At 62.6% G+C, this 23,310-nt stretch carries 21 protein-coding genes; 12 read left to right on the top strand and 9 right to left on the bottom strand.

Annotated elements, in window-relative coordinates:
• Positions 1 to 81 precede the first annotated feature (81 nt).
• The 3 genes from WNZ15_RS11580 to WNZ15_RS11570 all read left to right on the top strand — a co-directional run bounded on the left by WNZ15_RS11580 (position 82) and on the right by WNZ15_RS11570 (position 4,991).
• Positions 82 to 1,182, top strand: a complete 1,101-nt coding sequence (locus WNZ15_RS11580; protein WP_342893122.1) for a TRAP transporter substrate-binding protein — start codon at positions 82 to 84, stop codon at positions 1,180 to 1,182.
• Positions 1,183 to 1,255: 73 nt separating this feature from the next.
• Entirely contained in the window at positions 1,256 to 2,290 is a 1,035-nt protein-coding gene (locus tag WNZ15_RS11575; RefSeq protein WP_342893121.1) for a TRAP transporter small permease subunit, read from the top strand.
• Between the two features lie 34 nt (positions 2,291 to 2,324).
• Entirely contained in the window at positions 2,325 to 4,991 is a 2,667-nt protein-coding gene (locus WNZ15_RS11570) for a TRAP transporter large permease subunit (protein WP_342893120.1), read from the top strand.
• Between the two features lie 597 nt (positions 4,992 to 5,588).
• Here WNZ15_RS11570 and WNZ15_RS11565 read toward each other — a convergent pair.
• The 3 genes from WNZ15_RS11565 to WNZ15_RS11555 all read right to left on the bottom strand — a co-directional run bounded on the left by WNZ15_RS11565 (position 5,589) and on the right by WNZ15_RS11555 (position 9,198).
• Positions 5,589 to 6,311, bottom strand: a complete 723-nt coding sequence (locus WNZ15_RS11565; RefSeq protein ID WP_342893119.1) for a response regulator transcription factor — start codon at positions 6,309 to 6,311, stop codon at positions 5,589 to 5,591.
• A gap of 8 nt (positions 6,312 to 6,319) precedes the next feature.
• A complete protein-coding gene (locus tag WNZ15_RS11560; protein ID WP_342893118.1) occupies positions 6,320 to 8,281 on the bottom strand; it encodes a PAS-domain containing protein in 1,962 nt (653 codons plus the stop codon).
• Between the two features lie 119 nt (positions 8,282 to 8,400).
• A complete protein-coding gene (locus WNZ15_RS11555; RefSeq protein WP_342893204.1) occupies positions 8,401 to 9,198 on the bottom strand; it encodes a methyltransferase domain-containing protein in 798 nt (265 codons plus the stop codon).
• 187 nt (positions 9,199 to 9,385) lie between these two features.
• On the opposite strand from WNZ15_RS11555, the gene WNZ15_RS11550 reads away from it, so the two are divergent.
• The 4 genes from WNZ15_RS11550 to WNZ15_RS11535 all read left to right on the top strand — a co-directional run bounded on the left by WNZ15_RS11550 (position 9,386) and on the right by WNZ15_RS11535 (position 13,361).
• Positions 9,386 to 10,459 (top strand): ABC transporter substrate-binding protein, encoded by a 1,074-nt coding sequence (locus WNZ15_RS11550; RefSeq protein ID WP_342893117.1) that lies wholly within the window; start codon positions 9,386 to 9,388, stop codon positions 10,457 to 10,459.
• Positions 10,452 to 11,525 carry an iron ABC transporter permease gene (locus tag WNZ15_RS11545; RefSeq protein WP_342893116.1) on the top strand — a complete coding sequence of 358 codons (1,074 nt, stop codon included), beginning with the start codon at positions 10,452 to 10,454 and terminating at the stop codon, positions 11,523 to 11,525. The genes WNZ15_RS11550 and WNZ15_RS11545 overlap by 8 nt, the downstream gene beginning before the upstream one ends.
• A complete protein-coding gene (locus WNZ15_RS11540) occupies positions 11,519 to 12,289 on the top strand; it encodes an ABC transporter ATP-binding protein (RefSeq protein WP_342893115.1) in 771 nt (256 codons plus the stop codon). The genes WNZ15_RS11545 and WNZ15_RS11540 overlap by 7 nt, the downstream gene beginning before the upstream one ends.
• Positions 12,290 to 12,443: 154 nt before the next feature.
• A complete protein-coding gene (locus tag WNZ15_RS11535) occupies positions 12,444 to 13,361 on the top strand; it encodes an alpha/beta fold hydrolase (RefSeq protein ID WP_342893114.1) in 918 nt (305 codons plus the stop codon).
• A gap of 36 nt (positions 13,362 to 13,397) precedes the next feature.
• Here the strand turns inward: WNZ15_RS11535 and WNZ15_RS11530 are convergent, their stop codons facing one another.
• Entirely contained in the window at positions 13,398 to 14,036 is a 639-nt protein-coding gene (locus WNZ15_RS11530; RefSeq protein ID WP_342893113.1) for a VOC family protein, read from the bottom strand.
• Positions 14,037 to 14,188: 152 nt separating this feature from the next.
• Between WNZ15_RS11530 and WNZ15_RS11525 the strand changes: the two genes are divergently transcribed.
• Positions 14,189 to 15,196: an LLM class flavin-dependent oxidoreductase gene (locus WNZ15_RS11525; RefSeq protein ID WP_342893112.1), complete on the top strand. Its 1,008-nt coding sequence runs from the start codon at positions 14,189 to 14,191 to the stop codon at positions 15,194 to 15,196.
• A gap of 55 nt (positions 15,197 to 15,251) precedes the next feature.
• Here the strand turns inward: WNZ15_RS11525 and WNZ15_RS11520 are convergent, their stop codons facing one another.
• Together WNZ15_RS11520 and WNZ15_RS11515 are read right to left on the bottom strand one after the other, a co-directional pair.
• On the bottom strand, positions 15,252 to 15,860 hold the full coding sequence (locus WNZ15_RS11520) for a DJ-1/PfpI family protein (protein WP_342893111.1): 609 nt from the start codon (positions 15,858 to 15,860) through the stop codon (positions 15,252 to 15,254).
• 13 nt (positions 15,861 to 15,873) lie between these two features.
• On the bottom strand, positions 15,874 to 16,128 hold the full coding sequence (locus WNZ15_RS11515) for a DUF1272 domain-containing protein (protein WP_342893110.1): 255 nt from the start codon (positions 16,126 to 16,128) through the stop codon (positions 15,874 to 15,876).
• A 93-nt stretch (positions 16,129 to 16,221) separates the two neighbouring features.
• Here WNZ15_RS11515 and WNZ15_RS11510 point away from each other — a divergent pair, with 93 nt between their 5' ends.
• Positions 16,222 to 17,217, top strand: a complete 996-nt coding sequence (locus WNZ15_RS11510; RefSeq protein WP_342893109.1) for a DJ-1/PfpI family protein — start codon at positions 16,222 to 16,224, stop codon at positions 17,215 to 17,217.
• Between the two features lie 59 nt (positions 17,218 to 17,276).
• On the opposite strand, the gene WNZ15_RS11505 is transcribed toward WNZ15_RS11510, so the two are convergent.
• On the bottom strand, positions 17,277 to 17,654 hold the full coding sequence (locus tag WNZ15_RS11505; RefSeq protein ID WP_342893108.1) for a DUF4345 domain-containing protein: 378 nt from the start codon (positions 17,652 to 17,654) through the stop codon (positions 17,277 to 17,279).
• 234 nt (positions 17,655 to 17,888) lie between these two features.
• Between WNZ15_RS11505 and WNZ15_RS11500 the strand changes: the two genes are divergently transcribed.
• Positions 17,889 to 18,290, top strand: a complete 402-nt coding sequence (locus tag WNZ15_RS11500; protein ID WP_342893107.1) for a VOC family protein — start codon at positions 17,889 to 17,891, stop codon at positions 18,288 to 18,290.
• Between the two features lie 34 nt (positions 18,291 to 18,324).
• Here WNZ15_RS11500 and WNZ15_RS11495 read toward each other — a convergent pair whose 3' ends face one another.
• Positions 18,325 to 18,804: an autotransporter outer membrane beta-barrel domain-containing protein gene (locus WNZ15_RS11495; RefSeq protein WP_342893106.1), complete on the bottom strand. Its 480-nt coding sequence runs from the start codon at positions 18,802 to 18,804 to the stop codon at positions 18,325 to 18,327.
• A gap of 127 nt (positions 18,805 to 18,931) precedes the next feature.
• Positions 18,932 to 19,912 (bottom strand): helix-turn-helix domain-containing protein, encoded by a 981-nt coding sequence (locus WNZ15_RS11490; protein WP_342893105.1) that lies wholly within the window; start codon positions 19,910 to 19,912, stop codon positions 18,932 to 18,934.
• 634 nt (positions 19,913 to 20,546) lie between these two features.
• Here WNZ15_RS11490 and WNZ15_RS11485 point away from each other — a divergent pair.
• Both WNZ15_RS11485 and WNZ15_RS11480 read left to right on the top strand, forming a co-directional pair.
• Positions 20,547 to 22,475, top strand: coding sequence for an AMP-binding protein (locus tag WNZ15_RS11485; protein ID WP_342893104.1), 1,929 nt, complete (start codon positions 20,547 to 20,549; stop codon positions 22,473 to 22,475).
• Positions 22,472 to 23,299 carry an ABC transporter ATP-binding protein gene (locus WNZ15_RS11480; protein ID WP_342893103.1) on the top strand — a complete coding sequence of 276 codons (828 nt, stop codon included), beginning with the start codon at positions 22,472 to 22,474 and terminating at the stop codon, positions 23,297 to 23,299. Before WNZ15_RS11485 ends, WNZ15_RS11480 begins: the two co-directional genes overlap by 4 nt.
• Positions 23,300 to 23,310: the final 11 nt, after the last annotated feature.

The following is a 23,310-nucleotide window of genomic DNA, read 5'->3' as shown; positions in this document are numbered from 1 at the left end:
CTTCCGGTCAACTAGACATACGCCGGGATCGGTGCAAGTGTGTTTCCGGTCCGCTATTTGGTCCGTTTAGGGAGGAAACTAATGGATCGTCGTTCGTTTATCAAAAAAGCCGGCCTTGGCGCTGGCGGTATTGCTGCAGGTTCCGCGCTCGCCGCTCCGGCCATCGCGCAGGGCGTCAAGGAAATGGTCATCGTGTCCACCTGGCCGCGGGATTTCCCGGGTCTCGGTGTGCCCGCGCAGCGTCTTGCAGCCCGCATCGCAGAGCTGACGGAAGGCCGTCTCAACGTTCAGTATTTCGCCGCCGGCGAACGCGTTGGTGCCTTTGACTCCTTCGACGAAGTCGCATCCGGTAACGCGCAGGCCTATATCGGCGCTGACTACTACTGGAAGGGCAAACATCCGGGCTGGGCCGCCTTCACGGCTGTTCCGTTCGGTCTCACCTACACGGAAATGGACGCCTGGACCAAGTTCGGCGGCGGCCAGGAACTGTGGGACGAGCTGGCCGGTGAATTCGGCCTGAAGAACCTTGCCATGGGCAACACGGGCGTCCAGATGGGCGGCTGGTTCAACAAGGAAATCGAGACCGCCGACGACCTCAAGGGTCTGAAGATGCGTATTCCGGGCCAGGGCGGCGACGTCATGGCGAAACTGGGCGCGTCTCCTGTGTCCCTGCCGGGCGGCCAGATCTACGAAAACCTCGTTTCCGGCGCCATCGATGCCACCGAGTGGGTTGGTCCCTTCAACGACTACTTCATGAAGTTCTACGAAGCGGCCAAGTACTACTACTACCCGGGCATGCATGAGCCGGGCGCTCAGCTAGCGATCGGCATGAACAAGGCGTTCTGGGACGGCTTGGACAAGGTCGATCAGGAAATCATCAAGGCTGCTTCCAACGAAGAGAATGCACTGACGATGGCGGAAACCAACGCCAACAACGGTGTCTACCTCAAGCGTCTCATCGAAGAGCACGGCGTTGAACTGCGCGAGTTCTCGGACGAGATCTACGACAGCTTCGGTGAAGCTGCGCAGGAAGTTCTCGAAGAAGCGATGGATCACTCCCCGCTGTCCAAGAAGATCTTCGAAAGCGTGATCAACGCGCGCCAGGAAATCGGCAGCTGGATGGCGATTTCCGATGTGGCCTACAGCAACAAGCGCAACCGTTATCTCGGTATTCCGGAATAATCGGAAAGCGGTTAAAGGGACGGGAGAAATCCCGTCCCTCTTTCATAGACAAAGTTAAAAAGGCACAGCGACGATGACGGCCTTGGACATGGTTCAAGACGGCTCGCCTGTCATGAAATCCGGTGAAACGCCTTTGCCGGAAAGCGCCCGCATCTCACGCCTGTTCGGCTGGATCGTATTGGCCATCATGACGGCGTTTTTGATCAACAATTATCTGACCTACTGGCAGGACCTTCCGGGCATTGCGCCGATCTACGGGGGCGCGGCGAACGGATCGCTGCCGCTGCTCTGGTCGTGGCTGCAACTGGCGGTCTATGGCGCGCTTGTGCTGGGTGCCGTGGCCTATGTGCTGAAAAACAGCCGGACACTGCGCCAGGACAGCGTGCGTATCTGTTCCATCAATGCCTTTCTGATCCGTGCGGCGTTCTTTGCCGTTCTGATTGTCGGCTTCGTGGACAGCGTGATCTCGTTTCTGCGCATCGAGGACCTGCTGCCCCTGCTGACCGGTCAGGATCTCGCCGACGACCTGGGCAAATCCAGGTTCCGCGGCGCCTATGTACACATGCCGCTCATCGGTCTGTCGGTGATCATCGCCGCCTTCACCCGCACGCTCGGGTTCACCTGGCTGGCGCTTCTGGTCGTCGTCGCCGAACTGCTGATCGTGATCGGCCGGTTCGTGTTTTCCTACGAGCAGGCCTTCCTGGCGGATCTCGTCAGGTTCTGGTACGCGGCCCTGTTCCTGTTCGCCAGCGCGTATACGCTCCTGGAAGAGGGACATGTGCGGGTCGATGTTTTCTACGCAGCCCTGACGACCCGCACCAAGGGCTATATCAACGCCATCGGATCGGTGGTTCTCGGGATGAGCCTGTGCACGGTCATCCTGGTCATCGGCATGGGCGGCAAACAGAACATCATCAACAGTCCCATCCTGACCTATGAAGTCACGCAGGCCGGTTTCGGTCTGTACGTGAAGTATCTGATGGCGGGTTTCCTCGGCGTGTTCGCCGTTTCCATGATGGTTCAGTTCGTGGCCTATTTCCTGGACGCAATCGCCGACATTGTCGGTGAACCGGGCGGCCGGGATCACGAAAACCATTCTGTTCAATAGCGCCAGACTTTAGCGCCTGACGAGACCGTCCGATATGGAACTTTTCTTCCTTCTTCTCCTTGTTGTCCTGATGGCGTTCGCGCTGGGCTCAGGGTTCCCGGTCGCCTTCGCCCTGCCGGGATCGGCCATCCTGACCATCGGCATCGCCGCCGGGTCGGGGTATCTGTTCGCGGGGGACGCGGGCGCTTATTTTTCCCATGGCGGGCCGGGCCAATGGCTCAGCGCCGGGGTGACCAACTTCCGCGGCATCTACTGGGAGGCCGAACGCGATACGCTGATCGCGATCCCGCTGTTCGTCTTCATGGGCATCATGCTGCAGCGCTCCAAGATCGCCGAAGACCTGCTGGTGACGATGGCGCGGCTGTTCGGCCCGGTTCCGGGCGGTCTCGGGATCTCGGTCGTTTTCGTGGGCGCATTGCTGGCCGCGACCACGGGTATCGTCGGCGCCACCGTTGTGGCCATGGGGCTGATTTCCCTGCCGGCCATGCTGCGCAACAACTATTCGGTGCCTCTGGCGACGGGAACGATTGCGGCGTCGGGCACGCTCGGCCAGATCATTCCGCCCTCCATCGTCCTTATCATTCTGGCTGATCAGCTGGCCAGCGCGGTCGATCAGGCGGGCTCGCTGCGCCAGGCGCTGTTCAAGTCGAGCACCGGCGAACTGTCCATGCCGTCGGACTTTTCCGTCGTCTCGACAAGTGCCGGCGAAATGTTCCTGGGCGCGTTCCTGCCCGGCCTGGTCCTGGTCGGACTGTACATGCTGTTCATCCTGGGCTTCGCGCTGCTCAACCCGAAATCGGCTCCGGCTGTCCACGAGGAAGGCACGTTCACGCGCCAGTTCGCGGTCAAGGTCGTTCTCACGCTGGTGCCGCCGCTGGCGCTGATCTTTCTCGTGCTCGGCTCGATCATCGCCGGCGTCGCCACCGTCAACCAGGCCGGCGCGATCGGTGCTGTCGGTGCCATGGTGATGGCCGGATACCGGCTGCGGGACGGCAAACGGGGCGCCTATACGCCTGCGATCATGGTCATCCTGGCGCTGCTCGGCCTGGCCGTGATCATCAGCTTTCTCGGCGCGGTCAACATCAAGCTGATCCAGACCAGCGACGATCTTCTCGCGCTGGTGCTGGCACTCATCGCCGTCTCGCTGCTGGTGATCGCGATTTTCTGGTCCGGCTGGCGGACGCTGAAACTGGAAAACACCCTGCGCGGCGTCATGGTGGAAACCGCCAAGACCACGTCGCTGGTGTTCATCATCCTGCTCGGTGCCGCCATGCTGACATCCGCCTTCCGGGCGTTCGGCGGCGAGGACCTGGTAAAGGACTTCCTCCAGGGGCTTCCCGGCGGGTTCTGGGCCCAGTTCCTGATCGTCATGCTGGTGATCTTCATCCTCGGCTTTTTCCTCGATTTCATCGAGATCGCCGTGGTGGTGGTGCCGATCGTGGCGCCGATCCTGCTGGCGGATCCGTCCGCCAACGTCACTGCGGTCTGGCTCGGCGTGATGATCGGTCTCAACATCCAGACCTCGTTCCTGACCCCGCCCTTCGGCTTCGCGCTGTTCTACCTGCGCGGCGTGGCGCCGGCCGTGGTCAAGACGCTGGACATGTACAAGGGCGTGATCGCCTTCATCTGCCTGCAGCTTGTGGCACTGGGGATCGTCGGTCTTTACCCGCAGCTGGTGAACTACCTGCCGAACCGGTCGTCGCTGCTGTCGGAAACCGCACCGCCGCCGAAAAATCCGCGTCTGCAATACTGCATGGAAAAGCTCGTCAACGAGCAATACCAGGCGAATGGCAACGGCATTCTCTCCGCCATCGGGACGGCGGAAGCCATCGACATGAGCTATCTGCCGGAGGACCTGAGGGACGACATGTCCGAAGGGTTCGGAAAGGCCCGCGAAGCGCTGCCGCTGATGGAGGCGATCACGGAAGCCGAGGCCCAGGTCGCGGCGGCTGCAGGCGACTACAAGCCGGTCCATGTGCGCGTCAGGGCGCTGGAACGGGATGCCCGGCGGATCGATGAACAGATCGAGGAACTGAAGGTGATCGTTCAGCGATCCGGTGACAATGCGGTCTATACGGCGGAACAGGGCGCGCGCGCGCAGGCGCGCATCGAAGAACTGAACGTCGAGCACGATGCGATCCTGGCGCAGATCCCGGAGAGCTGGGAGGACACCTACCAGACGTTCTCCAAGATCCAGAAGGCCGAGAACACGGCCCGACTGACCTACCGCCGGACCGTCGATCAGGCCTATGAACCGGTCATCGAGCTGAAGGCCGTCCTGGCCGATGCGGACATCGTCGCCCAGTTCGGGCCGCAACTCGAAGCGTTGAAGGAACAGGTGCTTCAACTGGAGCCGGAGGCGGCGGTCGATGCCATCGCCGAAATGCGCTCCAGAATCGGCAGTGCCGAAGGCACCGGTGACATCCGCAAGGGATTGTCGGACGCGCGCAAGATCCTGCGCAGCCGGCAGCCGGATGCGCAGGAGGCGCTTGCGGAGATCGACAAGTCGATCGCCGCGCTCGAGGCCGATCTTGTCTGGCGTCAACGGGCCGCGGAAGAAATCCTGCCGCCGCTCGAAGCCTATGACGCTGCCGTCGGCACCACGATCGGCCTGCGCGCACAAGACCGCCTGCCGGACGACCTGGCACTGGACGTGGCGGGCTGCCTGTCCGGGCACAGGGATGTCAGCCTGAGTTTCTGACGGTGTCGGCCGAGATCATGGCCGAAAACGAGGATGAAAACGGGAGGAGCGATCCTCCCGTTTCTGCGTGCGGACCGGCACGCGGTCATCCCCTGTCGGTGAGCGTCGGTTTCTCCCCGACGGCAGCGAGGATCGCCGGACCGAGGACCGGAAGACACCCCCTTCACGGCGATCATCCATCTGCCAAGCGGACCAAGAGCCTGAGCGCCGCTCCAGCCTCGCTCCTCATGACGGCCGTTCTTCCAGATCACAATAGCTGCCCACCCCCCGGGCCTCCCCCGGCAAGCGCAGCGCGACCGGGGGTCCAATCGTTTGCAGAGCGGCCGGAAGGCTCGACGCGGTTACCGCCTGTGGGCACGATCGAACCTTGTGCCGGATGCGACGTGGGTTGGATCCCCGATCAAGTCGGGGAAGGCCGCCTGTGGGCGGGTGGCCCTTTGCTTGGAAGGCCGCGTTGGGAGTGGGGAAGTCTTTGCCTGGAAGGCCGCCTGGGGGTGGGGAGGCCTTTGGCCTAGAAGGCCCACTGGGGGGGAAGGCCTTTTGCCTGAAGACCGCCTCAGGGAGGGCGGGCGTGTGGGGGACTGCTGCAGAGTCCTGTCAGCTCCACTTCACCTCGCAGGCGAGCATGTAGCCGGAGCCGTAGATGGTGCGGATATGAGCCGGCTCGTTCTTGCGGTTGAGCTTCTTGCGGATGCGCGAGATACGCACGTCGATCGACCGGTCGAGACTTTCATCCCGGCCGCCGTGTTCCAGCAGGTAGTCCCGGGTCAGAACCCTTTTGGGGGCGCGCAGGAGCGCTTCCAGCAGCGTGGCCTCGCCCGTGGAAAGGAACGTTTCCTCACCTTCCGGAGAGGTCAGACAGTGGGAACACGGTTGATAGCACCAGCCCTCGAAACGGGCCATTTCCACGTGGGCCTGCGGTGGCGACGGGTCAGCCGAGCGGCGCAGGATGGAGCGGATCCGGGCGACGACCTCGCGCGGATCGAACGGCTTGACCACATAGTCGTCGGCCCCCAGTTCCAGCCCCATCACCCGGTCCGTCGAATGGCCCCGGGCGGAGAGCACGATGATCGGAACCGAAGACCGGCGCCGGATCTCGTTGATCAGGGCCATGCCTTCCATATCGGGCAATCCGAGATCGACAATGCAGGCGTCGGGGTCTTCGAGGTCGAGCGCCGCCAGCATCTGCGCAGCGGTCGAAAAAACCTTGCCCGCCATGTCGAACTGCAGCATGGCATCGAGCAGCAGATTGCCGATCTCCGGTTCATCGTCGACGATGAAGACGGTACGTTTTGCTGCTGTCGCGAGACGTGTCCGCAAGATCGTTGTTACCTTTTCGTTGCGAGAATGCGCTGCAGGGTGTCTGCAAGTTGATCATCAGCGAAGGGTTTCGCCAAGACCGGAAATTCACATGTACTGTCCTGACCGGCGAGGGCGGACCAGTCGGCATAGCCGGACATGAGGGCGATGCCGAGATCGGTTCGTTTGCGCCGGATCTCGCGGGCCAGTGCCAGGCCGTTGATCTGGCCGGGCATGATGATGTCGCTCAGGACGCCGCGCAGGTCCGGCAAGTCCAAGGCGAGCGCGCGGGCATCGTCGGCGCTTTCGGCCTGAAGCACGCTGTAGCCGAGGTTCTGCAACTGGTCTGTAACCGTGCTGGCGACATCGGGATCGTCCTCGACCAGAAGCAGAAGCTCGCCCCGGCCGCGTTTGACCGCCGCGGCGGCACCTGCCTCCGACCCGGTTGCCGCCGGAGCCGCGCGCGGGACAAGCGGCAGATGAAGCGTCAGGTAAGTGCCGACCCCGAGTGCGCTGCTGACCTGGATCGCACCACCGGACTGGCGGATGAAACCGTAGACCATCGACAGGCCCAGGCCACTGCCCGTGCCGAAATTCTTGGTGGTGAAGAATGGCTCGAACACTTTCAGCCGGGTGTCCTCGTCCATGCCGCTGCCGGTGTCGCCGACAGTGATGCGGGCATAGGCGCCGGGCGCTGTTCCCAGATCGTCCGCGTCCTGCGGCGGCAGTACGGTCTGGTCCAGTGACATCGTCAGCACGCCGCCTTCCGGCATTGCGTCGCGGGCGTTGAACGCCAGATTTATGAGCGCGGTCTCCATCTGGGTCGGGTCGATGCAGGCGGCGATGTCCGTGTCCGTTGCGCTCAGCTTCAGCTCGATCGAGGACGGCAGGGATCCCTCCAGCAGCCTGCCCGCACTGGCGATCACATCGGCAAGCGCCACTGTCTGCGGATCGATCGCCTTGCCGCGGCTGAACGCCAGCAGCCGCTGAATGAGGTCCGAGCCGCGTTTGGTCGCTTCCAGCATCGGCGACAGCTTGCCGTCCAGCGTGTCCTTGGCCACCGCTCCCTCCATCCGGCTCAGGCTGAGCAGGTTGCCCATCAGGATCGCGAGCAGGTTGTTGAAGTCATGGGCGAGGCCGCCGGTCAGCTTGCCGACCGCATCCATGCGTTGGGATTGCACCAGTGCGGCTTCCGCCTGCTTCTGGTCGGTGGCGTCCAGCGAAAGCACGAAGATGCCGAGCGTGCGGCCATCCTGGGTCATGTCGGGGATCAGGGTGGAACGCATGTAGGCACTGGTGCCGTCGGGCCGCTTGCGCTCGTATTCATAGCTGACCGCGTTGCCCTGAAAGGCCCGTTCGATATGCGGTTCCAGGATCTTGAAGAGGTCCGCGCCGACCACCTCGGAGGCCGGGCGTCCGGTGATGGAGGCGACGGACTGGCCGAACCAGTCGGCATAGCGGCGGTTGGCAAACCGGAACACCGGACCGGGCGACAGATAGGCGATCAGCGCGGGAATATTGTCGGTCACCAGGCGCAGCCAGTCCTCTGACTGGCGCAGCGCACGGGTGCGTTCCTCGACCGTGCGCTCCAGCTTCTCCTGACGATGCCGGTCCACGGTGACATCGGAATAGGTCGTGACGAAGCCGCCCCGGGGCAGGGGCGTGCCGGAGACCGCGATGACCTGGCCGTTAGGGCGGATGCGTTCGAAATAATGCGGCTCGAACAGTTTGGCCCGTTCCAGCCGGCGGGCGATCTTGCCCTCGATATCGCCGGGTCCGTATTCGCCGCGCTCGGCGTTCACCCGCAGGAAAGCTTCCAGATGGGTGCCGCGGCGTGCAAGCTTTTGCGGGAAATCGAGCATTTCCCACAGGCCGCGGTTCCAGGCAATAAGCTGGAGATCGGCGTCGAAAACCGAAAAGCCCTGATTGATGTGATCGAGCGCGGCCTGCATCAGGTCGAGCTGCGTTTTGAGCTGCTGTGTCTCCTCCATCGCGCAAGACTAGAACAAAACCGGAGTGGACTGAACTGGTTTGGCATAGTCCGAATGGAGACAGGCCGGTCGGTCAGGGAGCGTCAGGGAGCGTCCGGGGGCGACCGCAGCCGGCAGGGCTATTTCGCCGCGCTGATCGCGTAGCGGTGCTGGGCGGCGCGTTCGAGGCCTTTCAGGAACGAGAAGTCACGGGATTGGGCCCTGTGGATGGCGCGCAGGTTCGTGTCGACGCGAATGTCGGAGAAGCCCGCTTCCTGCAGCAGGCGGGCCACTGCGTCTGCCCGGGCACCTTTGGAAAAATACACCCGCGCCAGAATGCTGCGGTGGATCTCCCTCATGTCCGCAGGACCGGATTTGGGGCCGGAGGCGGGGTTGGCGGGCATGCGTTTTTCCAGAAAAGCTGCAAGACCTGCGGCGAGCCTTGAGACGAAACCGGCGTTCACGAAATCGCCGTCCACGATCAACAGCCGGCCACCCGGTTTCAGCACCCGGTGCCACTCTCTGAAGGCGGCGGGAGGATCGACCAGGGTCCAGACCAGATGACGGCAGACGAGTGCGTCGTAGTGATCCGCGGGTTCCATGGTCCGCTCGGCATCGCCGAGGACGAAGCGGATTGCACGCTGTCGGCTCTCTGCCTTGGTCCGGGCGCGCTCCAGCATCGGGCCGGCCCAATCCATCCCGGTGACCTGGAAACCGAGGTCGACCATGAGATGGGACAGGACGCCGGTGCCACAGGCCAGATCGAGTGCGGTGCGGCCTTCGCCCGCCCCCAGATGACGCCGCAGCAGTTTTTGCCAGGCGACCCGCTCGTTTTCAGAAAAAATTTCGTGGCCGGCCTGTGTGTCGAATGTTGCGGCCCGCTTGCCCCAGTAGTCCTTGATTTCCTCGCGTAAATCGAAATTCGACAGCATGTCCATTTCACTCGGTACGGGCCTGGCTGGAATGGTTCCAGAAGATAATTGTTGACTCAAATATTCAGCAAAAATAGGAAAAAACAAGAGTATAAAACTCAAGTTTAACAATCGATCCGAGGTTGATGTGAATTTCAAGTTCCAGATAGCCGCTGCCGCGCTTGCTGCTGCGGTTTTATTCCCGACGGGCCTGATGGCTGCCGACACCGTGACCGTGACCGACATCGCCGGGCGCAGTGTCGACGTGCAGGTGCCGGCTGAAAAGGTCATCCTCGGCGAAGGGCGCCAGATCTATTTCACCGCGGCGCTCGACACGGATGCGCCTTTCAAGCGGGTCGTCGGCTGGCGGGACGATTTCGAGAAAGCCGACAATGACGGCTATCACCAGTATCTGGAAAAATATCCGCAGATGGCCGACCTGCCGACCTTTGGCGGCATGAAGAACGGCACGTTCGATATCGAACAGGCGGTCGCGCTCGAGCCGGACGTGATCATTCTGAACATCGATGCCAAGGCCGCGACGGAAGACGGCGGTTACATCGAGAAGCTGGCGAAAGTCGGCATCCCGGTCGTCTATGTCGATTTCCGTGACAAGCCGATGGAAAATACCGAGCCGTCCATGCGCCTGATCGGCAAGATCTTCGGTGAGGAACAGAAGGCCGAGGACTTCATCGCGTTCCGCGCAGCGGAAATCGAAAAGGTCACCGGCAAGCTGGCGGAGCAGAGCAACCTGACGCGCCCGGTCGTATTCGTTGAGCGGGCCGGCGGCTATTCCGACGATTGCTGCATGTCCTTCGGCAACGAGAACTTCGGCAAGATGGTGGAAATCGCCGGCGGCGTGAACATGGCCGGAGACATCATCCCGGGTACGTTCGGCACGGTGAATCCGGAACAGATCATAGCGTCCAATCCGGCGCATGTCGTCGTCACCGGTGCCAACTGGGAACTCTATGTGCCCGGCGGCAACTGGGTGGGTGTCGGCAGCGGCGCGGATCCGGAAGTTTCGGCCACGAAACTGGCCAATCTCATGGAACGCCCGGGCTTCACCGGTATCCAGGCGGTCCAGGACAACAACGTCCATGCCATCTGGCACCAGTTCTACAACAGCCCCTACCAGTTCATCGCGATCCAGCAGATCGCCAAGTGGCTGCATCCGGACCTGTTTGAAGACATGGACCCGAATGCCACCTTCCAGGAACTGCATGAGCGTTTCCTGCCGGTCGACTACCGGCCCGGCTATTTCGTGTCGCTGAAAACGGATGGCTGACATGCCGGTGGCCGACACGGTTGCAGCCGGAACAGGGCGCGGTCTTTACCGCGCCCTTGCCTTTCGACGGGTACTGCTGATCTGCGGTCTGATGATCGCGCTGGCGACCACCTTCTGCGTCGATCTTGCGCTCGGGCCGGCGCGCTATCCGCTGAAGGAAGTGCTCGGCGCGCTGTTCTTTCCGGGGGAGGCTGCGCTGCAGACGCGGGTCGTGATCTGGGATATCCGCATGCCGATCGCGCTGATGGCGGTGTCCGTCGGCGGCTGCCTGTCGCTGGCCGGCGCGCAGATGCAGACGATCCTCGCCAACCCGCTCGCCAGCCCGTTCACACTCGGCATTTCGGCGGCAGCCGGTTTCGGCGCGGCCCTGGGGCTGGTGGCGGGCGTCGCGATCTTTCCGGCCGCCGTGCAGTACATGGTGCCCATCAACGCCTTCATCATGGCAATGGCCGCCTCGCTGTTCATCTATGCCTTTTCCACCTTCCGGGGTGTGAGCGTGCAGACCATCGTGCTGCTGGGCATTGCCCTGGTGTTCACGTTCAACGCGCTGCTGTCGCTGCTGGAATATCTGGCCTCCGAACAGGCGCTGGCGGCGGTGATCTTCTGGACCATGGGCTCGCTCACCAAGGCGACCTGGACCAAGGTCGGTGCCACTTTCGCTGTGCTGATCGTGTGCGTGCCCTTCTTCGCCCGCCATTCCTGGGCACTGACGGCCCTGCGGCTCGGTGACGTCAAGGCGGCGAGTTTCGGCGTCAACATCCGCTCGCTGCGCCTGAAGACCCTGATCGGCGTCAGCCTGCTGGCGGCCATTCCGGTGTCCTTCGTCGGCACCATCGGTTTCGTCGGCTTGGTCGGGCCGCATGTCGCGCGCATGCTGGTCGGCGAGGATCAACGTTTCTTTCTGCCCGCGGCGATCCTGTGCGGCTCGCTGATGCTGTCGGCAACGTCGGTTGTCTCCAAGATGCTGCTGCCGGGCGCGGTTCTGCCCATCGGCGTGATCACGGCCCTGGTCGGCGTGCCGTTCTTCTTCGCGCTTATCTTCGCCGACAGGAAAAACTCATGGTAGCGCTCCGCCTTGACGATCTCGGCGCGAAATACGGCGCACGGAACGGTTCCGGACTGGCTGTCGAAGGCATCTCGACGCCGGAGCTTGCCGGCGGTGAACTGACCGCCGTGATCGGCCCCAACGCGGCAGGCAAGTCGACCCTGTTCAAGCGCATCGCAGGTCTTTTGAACGGGCCGGGCACGGTGCATCTGGAAGGTGCGGGCTCAGCGCCCGGGGACGCCATCCGCTACATGCCCCAGGACACCAGCGCCAATGCGGTGCTGACGGTCTATGAATCGATCCTGCTGGCGGCCAAGCAGGGCGGCGGCTGGCGGGTGCAGGACCATGAACTGACCGCCATCGACCATCTGCTCACGTCGCTTCAGATCACCGATATCGCCTTTCGCAATCTCGGCGAGTTGTCCGGCGGGCAGCGCCAGCTCGTCTCCATCGCCCAGGCGCTGGTGCGGGACCCGGAAGTGCTGTTGATGGACGAGCCGACGTCGGCGCTGGATCTCTACCGGCAGGTGGAAGTGTTGAGCTACATGCGCGACCTCGCGCGGAGCAAGAACATGCTCGTGCTGATCGCCCTGCACGACCTCAACCACGCGCTGCGCTACTGCGCCAGCACATTGGTGATCGCCGGCGGCAAGCTGGTTGCGGCAGGCCCCAGCAGAGACGTGATCACACCTGAATTGATGCGCGACATCTACAGGGTCGAGGCGCGCATCGAGACCTGCTCGCGCGGCGAGGCGCATATCATCATCGACCGGTCGGCGGCGTGAGGCGGAAAGAGACAATCGCTTCCGCTGCGCGCTCTAATCGTTTCAGAAAGAAGGACATTCACCTCAAATGGACCGCCGCTTCCTTAAAGTGCTCTATCGCAAACGCGCCGTCGGGACACGACGGTTCCAAGGTGCCATGCGGAGGTATTGTCTGATGGCGTTGCTGCTGCCGGTGCCGGCGATCGCGGAGCCCGTACAAATCCCCGGCCCGCAGGGGCATCTCGAGGCGGAGATGATCGCCGTGAAGGGCGCGGAGCATGCCGTCGTCATCATCCCCGGATCGGGGCCGACGGACCGGGACGGCAATTCGGCATCGATGGGGCTGTTCTCCGACAGCTACAAGATGATTGCCGAAGACCTGTCCCGCCTCGGCGTGGCCTCCCTGCGCATCGACAAGCGCGGCTTTTTCGGCAGTGCGTCCGCCCTGTCCGATCCGAACGACGTGACCATCAAGGCTTATGCGGAAGATGCGCGGCGCTGGGTCGACAAGGCGTCCGGCCTTGCGCCCTGCGTCTGGCTGGCCGGTCATTCGGAAGGCGGTCTTGTCGCGCTGGTGGCGGCGCAGGCCGCGCCAGAATCCCTTTGCGGGCTGATACTGCTGGCCGCGCCGGGACGTCCGATCGGGCAACTGATGAGGGAGCAGTTTGAATCCAACCCCGCGAACGCGCCGCTCCTGCCGGAGATCGAGGCAGTCGTCACGGATCTGGAAGCAGGCCGTACCCGGGATCCGGCATCGTTGACACCGATCCTGCGGCCGCTTTTTTCCACCGGATTGCAGCGCTACATGATCGACCTGTTTTCCTATGATCCGGCGATTGCCGCAAAGGACTGGCACGGCCCCGTGCTGATCGTTCAGGGGGAGGCGGACATCCAGGTTCGGCCCGAAGACGCAGACCTCCTCCAAGAGGCTCTGCCGCAGGCGCGGCGCTTCGATCTGCCCGGCGGCACACATATGCTCAAGACCGATGTGGCGGGGCAACCTTTCGTCACCTACACGGACCGCACGCTGCCCCTGCACGACGATCTCGTGCCGGGCATCGTCCGGTTTCTGGAAGAGTTTTCGAAACCTTAGGGCGGGGTCCGTCAACGGTTCATTGCTGGGATCGGATCAGGTCAGCTCTTTCGCACCGGCCGGTGTATCGATCTGAGCCCGGTAGCGGATTTCGCGACCCTTCACGATCCTGGGCGGGTGATCGACCGCAAGGACGCGGTACAGTTTTTCGATGGTGGCGGGGTCCGGATGCTCGAGCGTGAGTGTACGAAGGCGTGCGCCCAATTCGGGTATGTCGTCCATCGACGTCGGGTTGCCGCGGTGGTCGATCAGCGATGGCAGGGCGCCGTCGGCAGGAAGTGTACCGTCTCCGGGGATGGTAAAGGCGAAGGCCGGATCTTCCGGCGGCAGGGGAACCTCGTTGCCGAAGACCGTGCCATGTGCGGCGACAATCGCTTGCAGATCATTCGTTGCTGCAACCCAACCCCGCAGCCGCCTTCCCTCGTCCCAGTCCTGCCTCACCGCGTCCTGATCGTCCAGACCGAACCAGCGCGCCCGTCCGGGTGTTTTGCCGTCCGGGTCGAGCGCGACTATCTCCAGATAGACCCCGTTGCCGAGCTGAAGCCGGTGATTGTGGGTGCCCATGTAGTGGTGGCGGGTTCCGAAGGGCACGTCGAGAGCCAGACAGTCGCGGACATGGGCGACTCCTTCACGGAGTGTCGGGGCAATCACGGTGATATGGTCAAGCTTGAGCATTCGCGGCGGGCTCCAGGGCGGCAGGGCAAGAAGATATGACCCCATTACAGCGCCTCTGGCCAGAGCGGAGACCGGCCTAATCTTCTGTAAATGCCGCTCCCACCCTTGCATTGTCCACTGCGGATGAATAGCTCCGGAGCAAGGAGCTTCTCATGAAACATTTCTCGCTGCTCGACCTGTCGCCGGTGCCGGAAGGCAAGACCGCCGCCGACGCGCTGACCAACACGGTCGATCTGGCCCGCGCGGCGGAGAAGGCCGGCTATCACCGCTACTGGCTGGCCGAACATCACAACATGCCGGGCATCGCCAGCGCGGCGACGGCTGTCGTGATCGGCCATGTCGCGGCGGCCACAAGCACACTGCGGGTCGGCGCGGGCGGGATCATGCTGCCCAACCATGCGCCGCTGGTGGTGGCCGAGCAGTTCGGAACGCTGGCGACGCTTTATCCCGGCCGGATCGACCTGGGGCTGGGCCGCGCGCCGGGCACCGACATGGCAACCGCCAGGGCGCTGCGCCGTCATATGGCCCCCGAGGATGGTTTCCCGCAGGATGTGGCCGAGCTGATCGGCTATTTCGGGGAGACGCAGGACGGCACTTCCGTGCGCGCCATTCCGGGTGAGGGGACCCATGTGCCGGTCTGGATCCTCGGCTCCAGCCTTTATGGTGCGCAGCTCGCCGCCTATCTCGGCCTGCCCTATGCCTTTGCCTCGCATTTCGCGCCGGACATGCTGGAAGAGGCGCTGGCGATCTATCGGTCCTCGTTCAAACCCTCCGAAACGCTGTCCGAACCCTATGCGATGATGGCGGCCGGGGTCTGCGCGGCGGAGACCGACGAAGAGGCTGTCTATCTGCGCTCCTCGCAGATCCTCGCCTTCGCCCGCCTGCGCACCGGCCGTCCCGGCAAGCTGCCCCTGCCGAGGGATGATCTTTCGGCCGAGATCCCCGCGCCGGTGATGGCGCAGGTCAACCACGCCCTGTCCTGCTCGGCGACCGGCTCTCCCGCCACGATCAGGGACAGGCTGCAGGGCCTGATCGAAAAACACAGGCCCGACGAACTGATGGTCACCGGCATGATCCACGATCCGGCGGCCCGGATACGCTCGTTCGAGATCGCATCGGAGGCGCTGACGGATTTGCGGAGCGTTTCAAAAGTGGCGTGAGCACCGGGTGCCGGCCGGCCGCGGACCTGACCAGCGATGTCGTTCCGGGGCCGGCTTAGGAAACCTCATGTTCAACCGCGAACGGGTCTGACGCGGGATCTTCGGTCCAGCTGTATTCCGCGCATCTTGCAACGTGTCTTGCGGTTTCCCGATCAAGAACGCGGGCAATCACGGCCAGGCTCATGTCCATGCCCGCGGACACTCCGGAGGACGTAAAAAACTTGCCGTCCTCGACCCAGCGCGCCTTGCCGATCCAGTCCACCTTCGGACCGAACTGTACCGCCCAATTGAATCTCATCTTGTTGGTTGTCGCTTTGCGGCCATCGAGAACACCCGTGCGCGCCAGAAGTGCGCTGCCCGTGCAGACGCTCATGACAATGTCCGCCTTTCCGGACGCCGCCCGGATCCAGTCATTGATGGCTTCGTTGACCTCTTCTACCGGCGTTCCCGGACCTCCGGGAACCAGAAGCAGATCATAGTCATCGCTTTCACCGACAAGGTGGTCGACCGCGACCCGCTGGCCGCTCCTGCAGGTGACGTAGCCAGCGGTGTCGCCGACCGTGCTGATGTTGAATTCATTTGGCAACCAGCCGAAAAATTCGAGTGGGCCGAACAGATCCAACGTCTCGAAACCCGGAAAAACGAGTGCGCCAATCGATTTCATCTTGTTTCTCACTTCAGGTCTGGAGGTGCGCGCATTCCGGGTGCGCTTTCAGGAAACGGTCGGTCGATGCCGGGTTCCTGACGAGGTGTTCAACAGGACGTATCGGGCGGCGCAACAGCTCTCCGCCGCAGTTCGGGCAGAGATTGTCGAAGTGGGTTTCCGCGCATTCCCTGCAGAATGTGCATTCGAACGAGCATGCGCGGGCGTCCAGGCTTTCCGGTGGCAGGTCGGTGTCGCAGCATTCGCAGTTGGGCTTCAGTTTCAGCATTTTCCTCTCCCTTGACCAGATGGAACATGCGTAGACTAACAGCCTGCTCTCTGGCATAAATGACAAGATGCCCTCAATTACTGCCAAATCGTCATGAAGACCTCCGCGCCCCGCACAGTCCTGTTTGTGGTGTTCCCGCATATCAAACTGCTGGATCTTGCCGGCCCGCTTCAGGTTTTCGCGGATGCGGTCGCGGAGCCCGAGCGTGATGTCTACAGGATTGAGGTCGTCTCGATGGACGGCCGGTGCATCAGGACCGATACGCCGGTTTCCATTGCCACAGCGGCGATGGCGTCCTGGGCCGACGCACAGATCGATACGCTGATCATCGTTGGTGGCAGTGGCGCGCGCGCGGCGGCCCTGGACCCTCTTGTCGTGGACGAAGTCCTGAGGCTCACGAAAAAGGCGGCGCGCATTGCATCGGTCTGCACGGGCGCTTTCATGCTGGCTGCCTGTGGTCTGCTCGACGGGCGCCGGGCTGTGACACACTGGCGCTCCTGCGATGCTCTCTTGCGGGCGCATCCGTCCGTGCAGGTCGAAACCGACCCGATCTACGTGAAAGACGAAAACATCTGGACATCTGCGGGCGTGACCGCTGGCATCGACATGGCCCTGGCCATGGTGGCCGAAGACCTTGGCCGGCGCGCTTGCCTCTCGTTGGCGCGCGAACTGGTGTCATTCGCGGTTCGTCCGGGCGGTCAATCCCAGTTCAGCACGACCCTCGACAGGCAGATGCTGGATGAAACCGGCCGGTTCGACAGCCTTCATGACTGGATCGCAAGCAATCTCGACAGGGACCTGCGGGTCGAGGCACTTGCTGCAAGAGCCGGCATGAGCCCGCGAAATTTCGCGCGATCATACACCCGGCAAACCGGCCAGACACCTGCCAAGGCCGTTGAAGGCTTGCGCGTCGAAGCGGCTTGCCGGTCGCTTGAGGAAAGCAGCCAGCCGGTGAGCGAGATTGCTCACCAGTGCGGGTTCGGGGACGACGAACGGATGCGCCGAAGCTTCATGCGTCTGCTTCATGTGACCCCCAGCGACTACCGCCAGCGCTTCGCACTTGACCGGATAACAGCCATTGGCGAGTGAGCCACTCAGGAGGGCGGAGGCTCCGGTTCCCGGGCAGGTCGGCATCGTGCCCCAGGCGTTCAGTCCGGTTGCCTGTAGATCCACCATGCCAATGGAACGATCGCGCATTCCAGTGCGGCGTAGAAAATCAGGAGAGGCGAAGGCAGGCCATCAAGGGCGAAGCTGAGCAGCCGCCCGGCGACCAGCCCGCCCGCAAACACCATTGTCGTCAGGATCGCAGCATTCCTGTGCCGGTCCGTGAGGGCGCAGAAGAGCCAGAAAGCCCCGAGCGCCAGATAAAGGCACATCACGGCTCTCAGGATGTGGGCGAAGTTCACACCCGGGTCGGGGACGCCCAGGAAGTTTCCGGCAAACCAGACCGGATCGATTCCATACAAAAGCGCGATCACTGCGACCATGGCGAAGGCCAAGATCAGAAAGCCTTTTTTCAAGTTCATCGTGCACCCCCACATCCCCAGCGAAAAGTCTTTTCGGCCACTATATACATTTTTGTACGCTTTCGGTCCGAACTGGAGCAAGCCGCTGATATGTACCGGCTGCTCGCGGGGTACAGCTGTTTGGTCACGAGGACGGCGCTGGCGGGCTTGCCGTTAGTATGCTGGTGGCGCGAGCCGGACTGCGTGGCGTAGCCTCGAGCTATCCGGATACAAGTGAAAAACAGAGGATGATCGATGGCTGAAACGCTCGGACTGAACCACCTGGGACTTGCAGTCGCGGACCTGAACAAGACCACGGCGTTTTTCGTCGATGTGCTTGGGTGGCGTGAGACTGCAAGGGACGAGAGCTACCCGCGCACCACGATCACCGACGACCAGATGCGGCTGACCCTCTGGCAGGTCGATACGGCCTGTCCTGTCAACGGCTTCGACCGCCGCGGGAACGTCGGCCTGCATCACCTGGCGCTGGAAGTCGCCAGTGAGGCCGATCTGCTAAAGCTCGCCGACAAGGTGGCCGCCTACCCGGAGGTCCGCGTCGAGTTCCTGCCGGAATTCATGGGTACGGGCCCGAGAAAACACATGATGTTTGCCGAGCCGGGCGGTATCCGGTTGGAACTGGTGTGGATGGGGACCTGACGGAGATCCGGGCATCTGTCCGGATCGGGGAGGCTCAGAACGCCAGTTTCAATCCGACCTCGAGACCGTGGTCCTGTGTGCTGGTCCCCATCAGGCCGTTGTAGTCGAGCGATACAGCGGCGCCTTCTCCGAAATCGAACGCCAATCCGGTTTGCAGGAAGGCGGTGTCCCGGTCGAGTGAGGCGCCCGTCGCGGCAAAGTCACTGCCACCTTCGAGGGCGAGGGTGGTCTGCGGGGCCGTGTCGCCAAAGGCATGGAGCGCGCCGACGGCTCCATGCGGACGGGCAAAGGCGTCGCCGGCCATGGCGAAGCGGGTTTGAGCCCGCAAGCCAAGGGTGGAGAGGCCGGCGACCTCGGAAATTGAAGATGCGGTCAGCGCCGCTGCGCCGCCGGTCTGTTCGATGCCGGCCGCATTGCCGTCGAATGGGCCGTGGATGCGTTCACCGACGGCATTCGGGCGCAATCCTGTTGACGGGGCATCGTGTTCGGTCAGGCGCTCGTCCTTTCGGCGCAAGGGCGCAGCCCCTTGCGAGGTTTCAAATCATCGAGCTATCTAAGAAACGAGCGGCGGGGCGAGCTATCCGATTCCGGCAAAGCGGTGCGAAATCAGGATGCTGCGGCAATCCGTCAACAACGAAGTGTCAGCGCCCGAGCGTTGCCGACGGTGTTTCGCCGAACATCCGCCTGTAGTCGCCGGAAAAACGGCCGAGATGGAGGAAACCGTGGCGCATCGCCACTTGCGTGACCGTGGTGTGCGCCGGATCGGACGCTGCAAGCACGGCGCGAACCTTGTTGAGCCGGCATGCGCGGAGATAGGCGACCGGCGAAAGCCCGACATACTCCTGAAAGGCGTAGCGCAGCGTCCGCTCGGAGACACCGAGCACTTCGCAGAGGTCGATGACGCTCGGCAACACGTCCTCATCGAGGCGATCGTCGACGAAGCGCCGGGCGTCTCGCCCGACCTGGAAGGCACGCATACGCTCGTTGTATGACGGCGCAGGGCTATCTTCTGTCGTTGTCGCGATCTCCAGAACGGTCTGCAGCAGATGACGGCGCAGGTGCGCATGGTTCCCGGTTTCACCGCGCGCGGTCGCTTCGCGCGCGGCTGTTAAACACAGGTCGACCACTGTCCTGAATTCACCGGACCGGCGGCTGGTCAACGGCGCCACCCCCATTGGCGGGCGCTCCCAGAAAGCCGGGTCGAGCACGCGTGCACTCATCAAAAATTCCTCCTGGCTGAATCCGATGTAGGCGGTTCCGCTTCCGCCGGGAACATGGACGTCGAATTCAGCATTGCCGGGCAGGAAAAAGATCGTTTCGGTCCGCTCGCCGCAGTGTTCGGAAAAGCGGGTTTTCGGATGTTCCGTGCTGACGGAAAGGGTACAGAAATCGGCCGGTGTCGCACCCAGCTTCTGGACGGACACGTCCTGTTCCTCCCGGACGAACTGCAGATTGCCGATTTCCAGCCTGTCGAGCTTTGCCACCCTGCAGCCGCCCGACAACTGGACGCATTCCATCTCGACCCAGGGCTGAAGCGAGGCCTGGACTGCGGGATTCTCGATTGTCGCCGAATGGTACCGCATGCTGCGCGGGCGGGAGCCGTCTTTCGTACCGTCCGCCATGTTCAGATAAAACCGAAAGCAATCAAGTTGGGGCTCCCAAGATCCGGATTGGTTCCCGGACTATTCTTGTAATTTCTACCATGTCTGCCGGAAATAAACGTGTTCGTCAAATTGGCGTGGACTTGCGACGGCGTGCATTGTCTGGCCACGTTGCACTGCGGTTGCCCGCCTTTCGCAGCTGCAACACGATTGCAACAATTCGACATGATTGAAACATACTGCTGCAAATCCGCAGACCTAGCCTCCTGTCGTCGGTCATGAGGCGGGCTGTAGCGCAATTTCCGGAAATTTCCGGTTGAAGGTTGCGGCGGCAGGGCGTTTCATAGGCGGCAGGGAATGATCCCGGAAAAACCGGGGCGCCTTCAAAGGATCAATCCGCCGTCACGGCATGACCGTGGCCGGGGTGATCCTCCAGAACAAAGATGGAGCATCTTGTCCGCGTTCCTTCGAACGCGGGATGCTCAAGATCAGCGCGCTTTCAGTTTCTGAAAGCGGCAAAGTTGATCGCATAAAAAAGGATGAAGCATCTTGTTCGCGTTCCTTCGAACGCGGGATGCTTCAGGGGAAGAAACGACATATGGTTGGGTCGGCCAGCGCTTCGTCGCGTGGGGAGGACACCTTTCCGAAGATCCTGATGCACAATGCACAGGTGTTCGGGTCCCGGACCGCGTTCCGGGAGAAGGATTTCGGGATCTGGCAGAGCTGGACCTGGTCCGAGGTGGCGGAGGAAATCCGCGCATTTTCCATCGGATTGCAGTCACTCGGGCTCAAGGCCGGAGACAAGATCGCCATTGTCGGCGCGAACCGGCCGCAGCTCTACTGGGCGATGGTCGCCGCGCAGGCGATCGGGGCGGTGCCGGTACCGGTGTATGCGGACAGCGTGGCCGAGGAAATGGCATATGTGCTCGGCCATGCGGAAGTGGTTTTCGCGGTTGTCGAGGACCAGGAGCAGGTCGACAAGCTGCTGTCCATGTCGGACGAGGTGCCGTCACTCAAACACGTCATCTATGACGAGGCGCGGGGCCTGCGGGACTACGACCACACCCACCTTCACCATTACGCATCGGTCCAGGACAAGGGACGGGCACTGCTGGGCCAGTCGGCCTCGCTTGCGGGCGAGTGGGAGCAGGGTTTCGCGTCCGGCAAGGGGGCGGACATCGCCGTGATGCTCTACACCTCGGGCACGACCGGGCGCCCCAAGGGCGTCATGCTGTCCTTCGACAATCTGGTGATCTCGGCGCGCAACGGCAATGTGTTCGACAACCTGAATGAAACCGAGGAAGTGCTCGCCTATCTGCCGATGGCGTGGATCGGCGATCACGTGTTCTCGCTCGCCCAGGCCTTCACGGCCGGCTATTGCGTCAACTGTCCGGAAAACATGGACACGATCGATGTAGACCGGCGCGAGATCGCGCCGACTTATTTCTTCGCGCCGCCGCGGGTCTTCGAGACCATGCTGACCATGATCATGGTCAACATGGAAGACGCCGGCCGCACCAAGCGCGCCATGTTCGACTTCTTCATGGATGTCGCGCGCAGGGCCGGCGAGAAGATCCTGAATGGCGAACAGGTCGGTCTCAAGGACCGGCTGCTTTACAAGCTCGGCGAGTTCTGCGTCTACGGCCCGTTGAAGAACCGCATGGGCCTGACCCGCATGAAGGTCGGCTATACGGCCGGCGAGGCCATCGGGCCGGAGATCTTCCAGTTCTACCGTTCGCTCGGCCTCAACCTGAAGCAGCTCTACGGCCAGACGGAAGCCAGCGTCTATATCACCCTGCAGCCTGATGGCGAGATCCATGGCGACACGGTCGGCAAACCGGCGCCGGATGTGGAGCTGAAGATCGCCGAAAACGGCGAGGTCATGTACCGCTCGCCGGGCGTGTTCGTCGGCTATTTCAAGAATGACGAGGCAACCGCCGACACCAAGACGCCGGACGGCTGGGTGCATACGGGCGACGCCGGCATCATCGCCGACAACGGTCACCTGAAGATCATCGACCGGGCCAAGGATGTCGGCAAGTTGACCGACGGAGCCCTGTTCGCGCCCAAATACATCGAGAACAAGCTGAAGTTCTTCCCAAACATCAAGGAGGCGGTGGCCTTCGGTCACGAGCGGGACCGGGTCGGGGTGTTCATCAACATCGACCTGACCGCCGTCGGCTCCTGGGCGGAGCGCAACAACGTCAATTACGCCTCGTATCAGGAACTGGCCGCACATCCGGATGTCTATGCCATGATCGAAAGCCATGTCGATCAGGTCAACCGGGATCTGTCGCGCGAGCCGATGATGGCGGGTGCCCAGGTCAGGCGGTTCCTGATCCTGCACAAGGAACTTGATGCGGATGACGGCGAACTGACACGGACCCAGAAAGTGCGCCGCAGCTTCATCGCCGACCGCTACGGGCCCCTGATCGAGGCGCTTTACGACGGTTCGGCCAAAAAATACGTCAAGACGGAAGTGACCTTCGAGGACGGCCGCAAGGGCGCGATCGAGGCGACGGTCGAGATCCGCGACATGGCCCGCCATGATGCCGGCCCGGCCACACGGGAGGCCGCCGAATGAATGCTTTTGTCGCCGACAAGGCGCAGACACCGGCAGGTCCGGATGCGGCCGCCGAGCCCGAGGTCCTGCTCAGGGTCGACAACGTGTCGCTGGCCTTTGGCGGGGTCAAGGCGATCACCGACATCTCCTTCGACATCCGCAAGGGAGAGATCCGGGCGATCATCGGCCCGAACGGTGCCGGCAAGACCTCGATGCTGAATGTCATCAACGGCTTTTATCATCCCCAGGAAGGCACCATCACCTGGCGCGGCCGGGAGCGGCGCAAGATGAAGCCTTACGAGGCAGCCAGCCAGGGCATCGCGCGCACGTTCCAGAACGTGGCGCTGTTCAAGGGCATGACGACGCTGGACAACATCATGTCCGGCCGGTCCCTGAAGATGCGCCGCAATTTCTTCTGGCAGGTGCTGTGGCACGGTCCGGCGGAGCGCGAGGAAATCGAACACCGCAGGAAGGTCGAGGACATCATCGATTTCCTCGAAATCCAGGCGATCCGCAAGACCCCGGTGGGGCGTCTGCCCTACGGCCTGCAGAAGCGGGTCGAACTCGGCCGGGCGCTCGCCATGGAACCGGAGCTGCTTCTTCTGGACGAGCCGATGGCCGGCATGAACCTGGAAGAAAAAGAAGACATGAGCCGGTTCATCATCGACGTGAACCAGGAATTCGGCACCACCATCGCCCTGATCGAACACGACATGGGCGTTGTCATGGATCTTTCGGACCGGGTGGTCGTGCTCGACTACGGCAAGAAGATCGCGGACGGTCCGCCGGAAGACGTTCAGGCCAGCCAGGCCGTCATTGACGCCTATCTTGGCGTCAGTCACTAACGAAGGGGGTA

Origin of the sequence: Roseibium sp. AS2 (genome assembly GCF_038900065.1) — a bacterium.
In the GTDB taxonomy this organism is placed as follows: Bacteria; Pseudomonadota; Alphaproteobacteria; order Rhizobiales; family Stappiaceae; genus Roseibium.
This window is presented reverse-complemented; position numbering and strand designations above follow the sequence as displayed.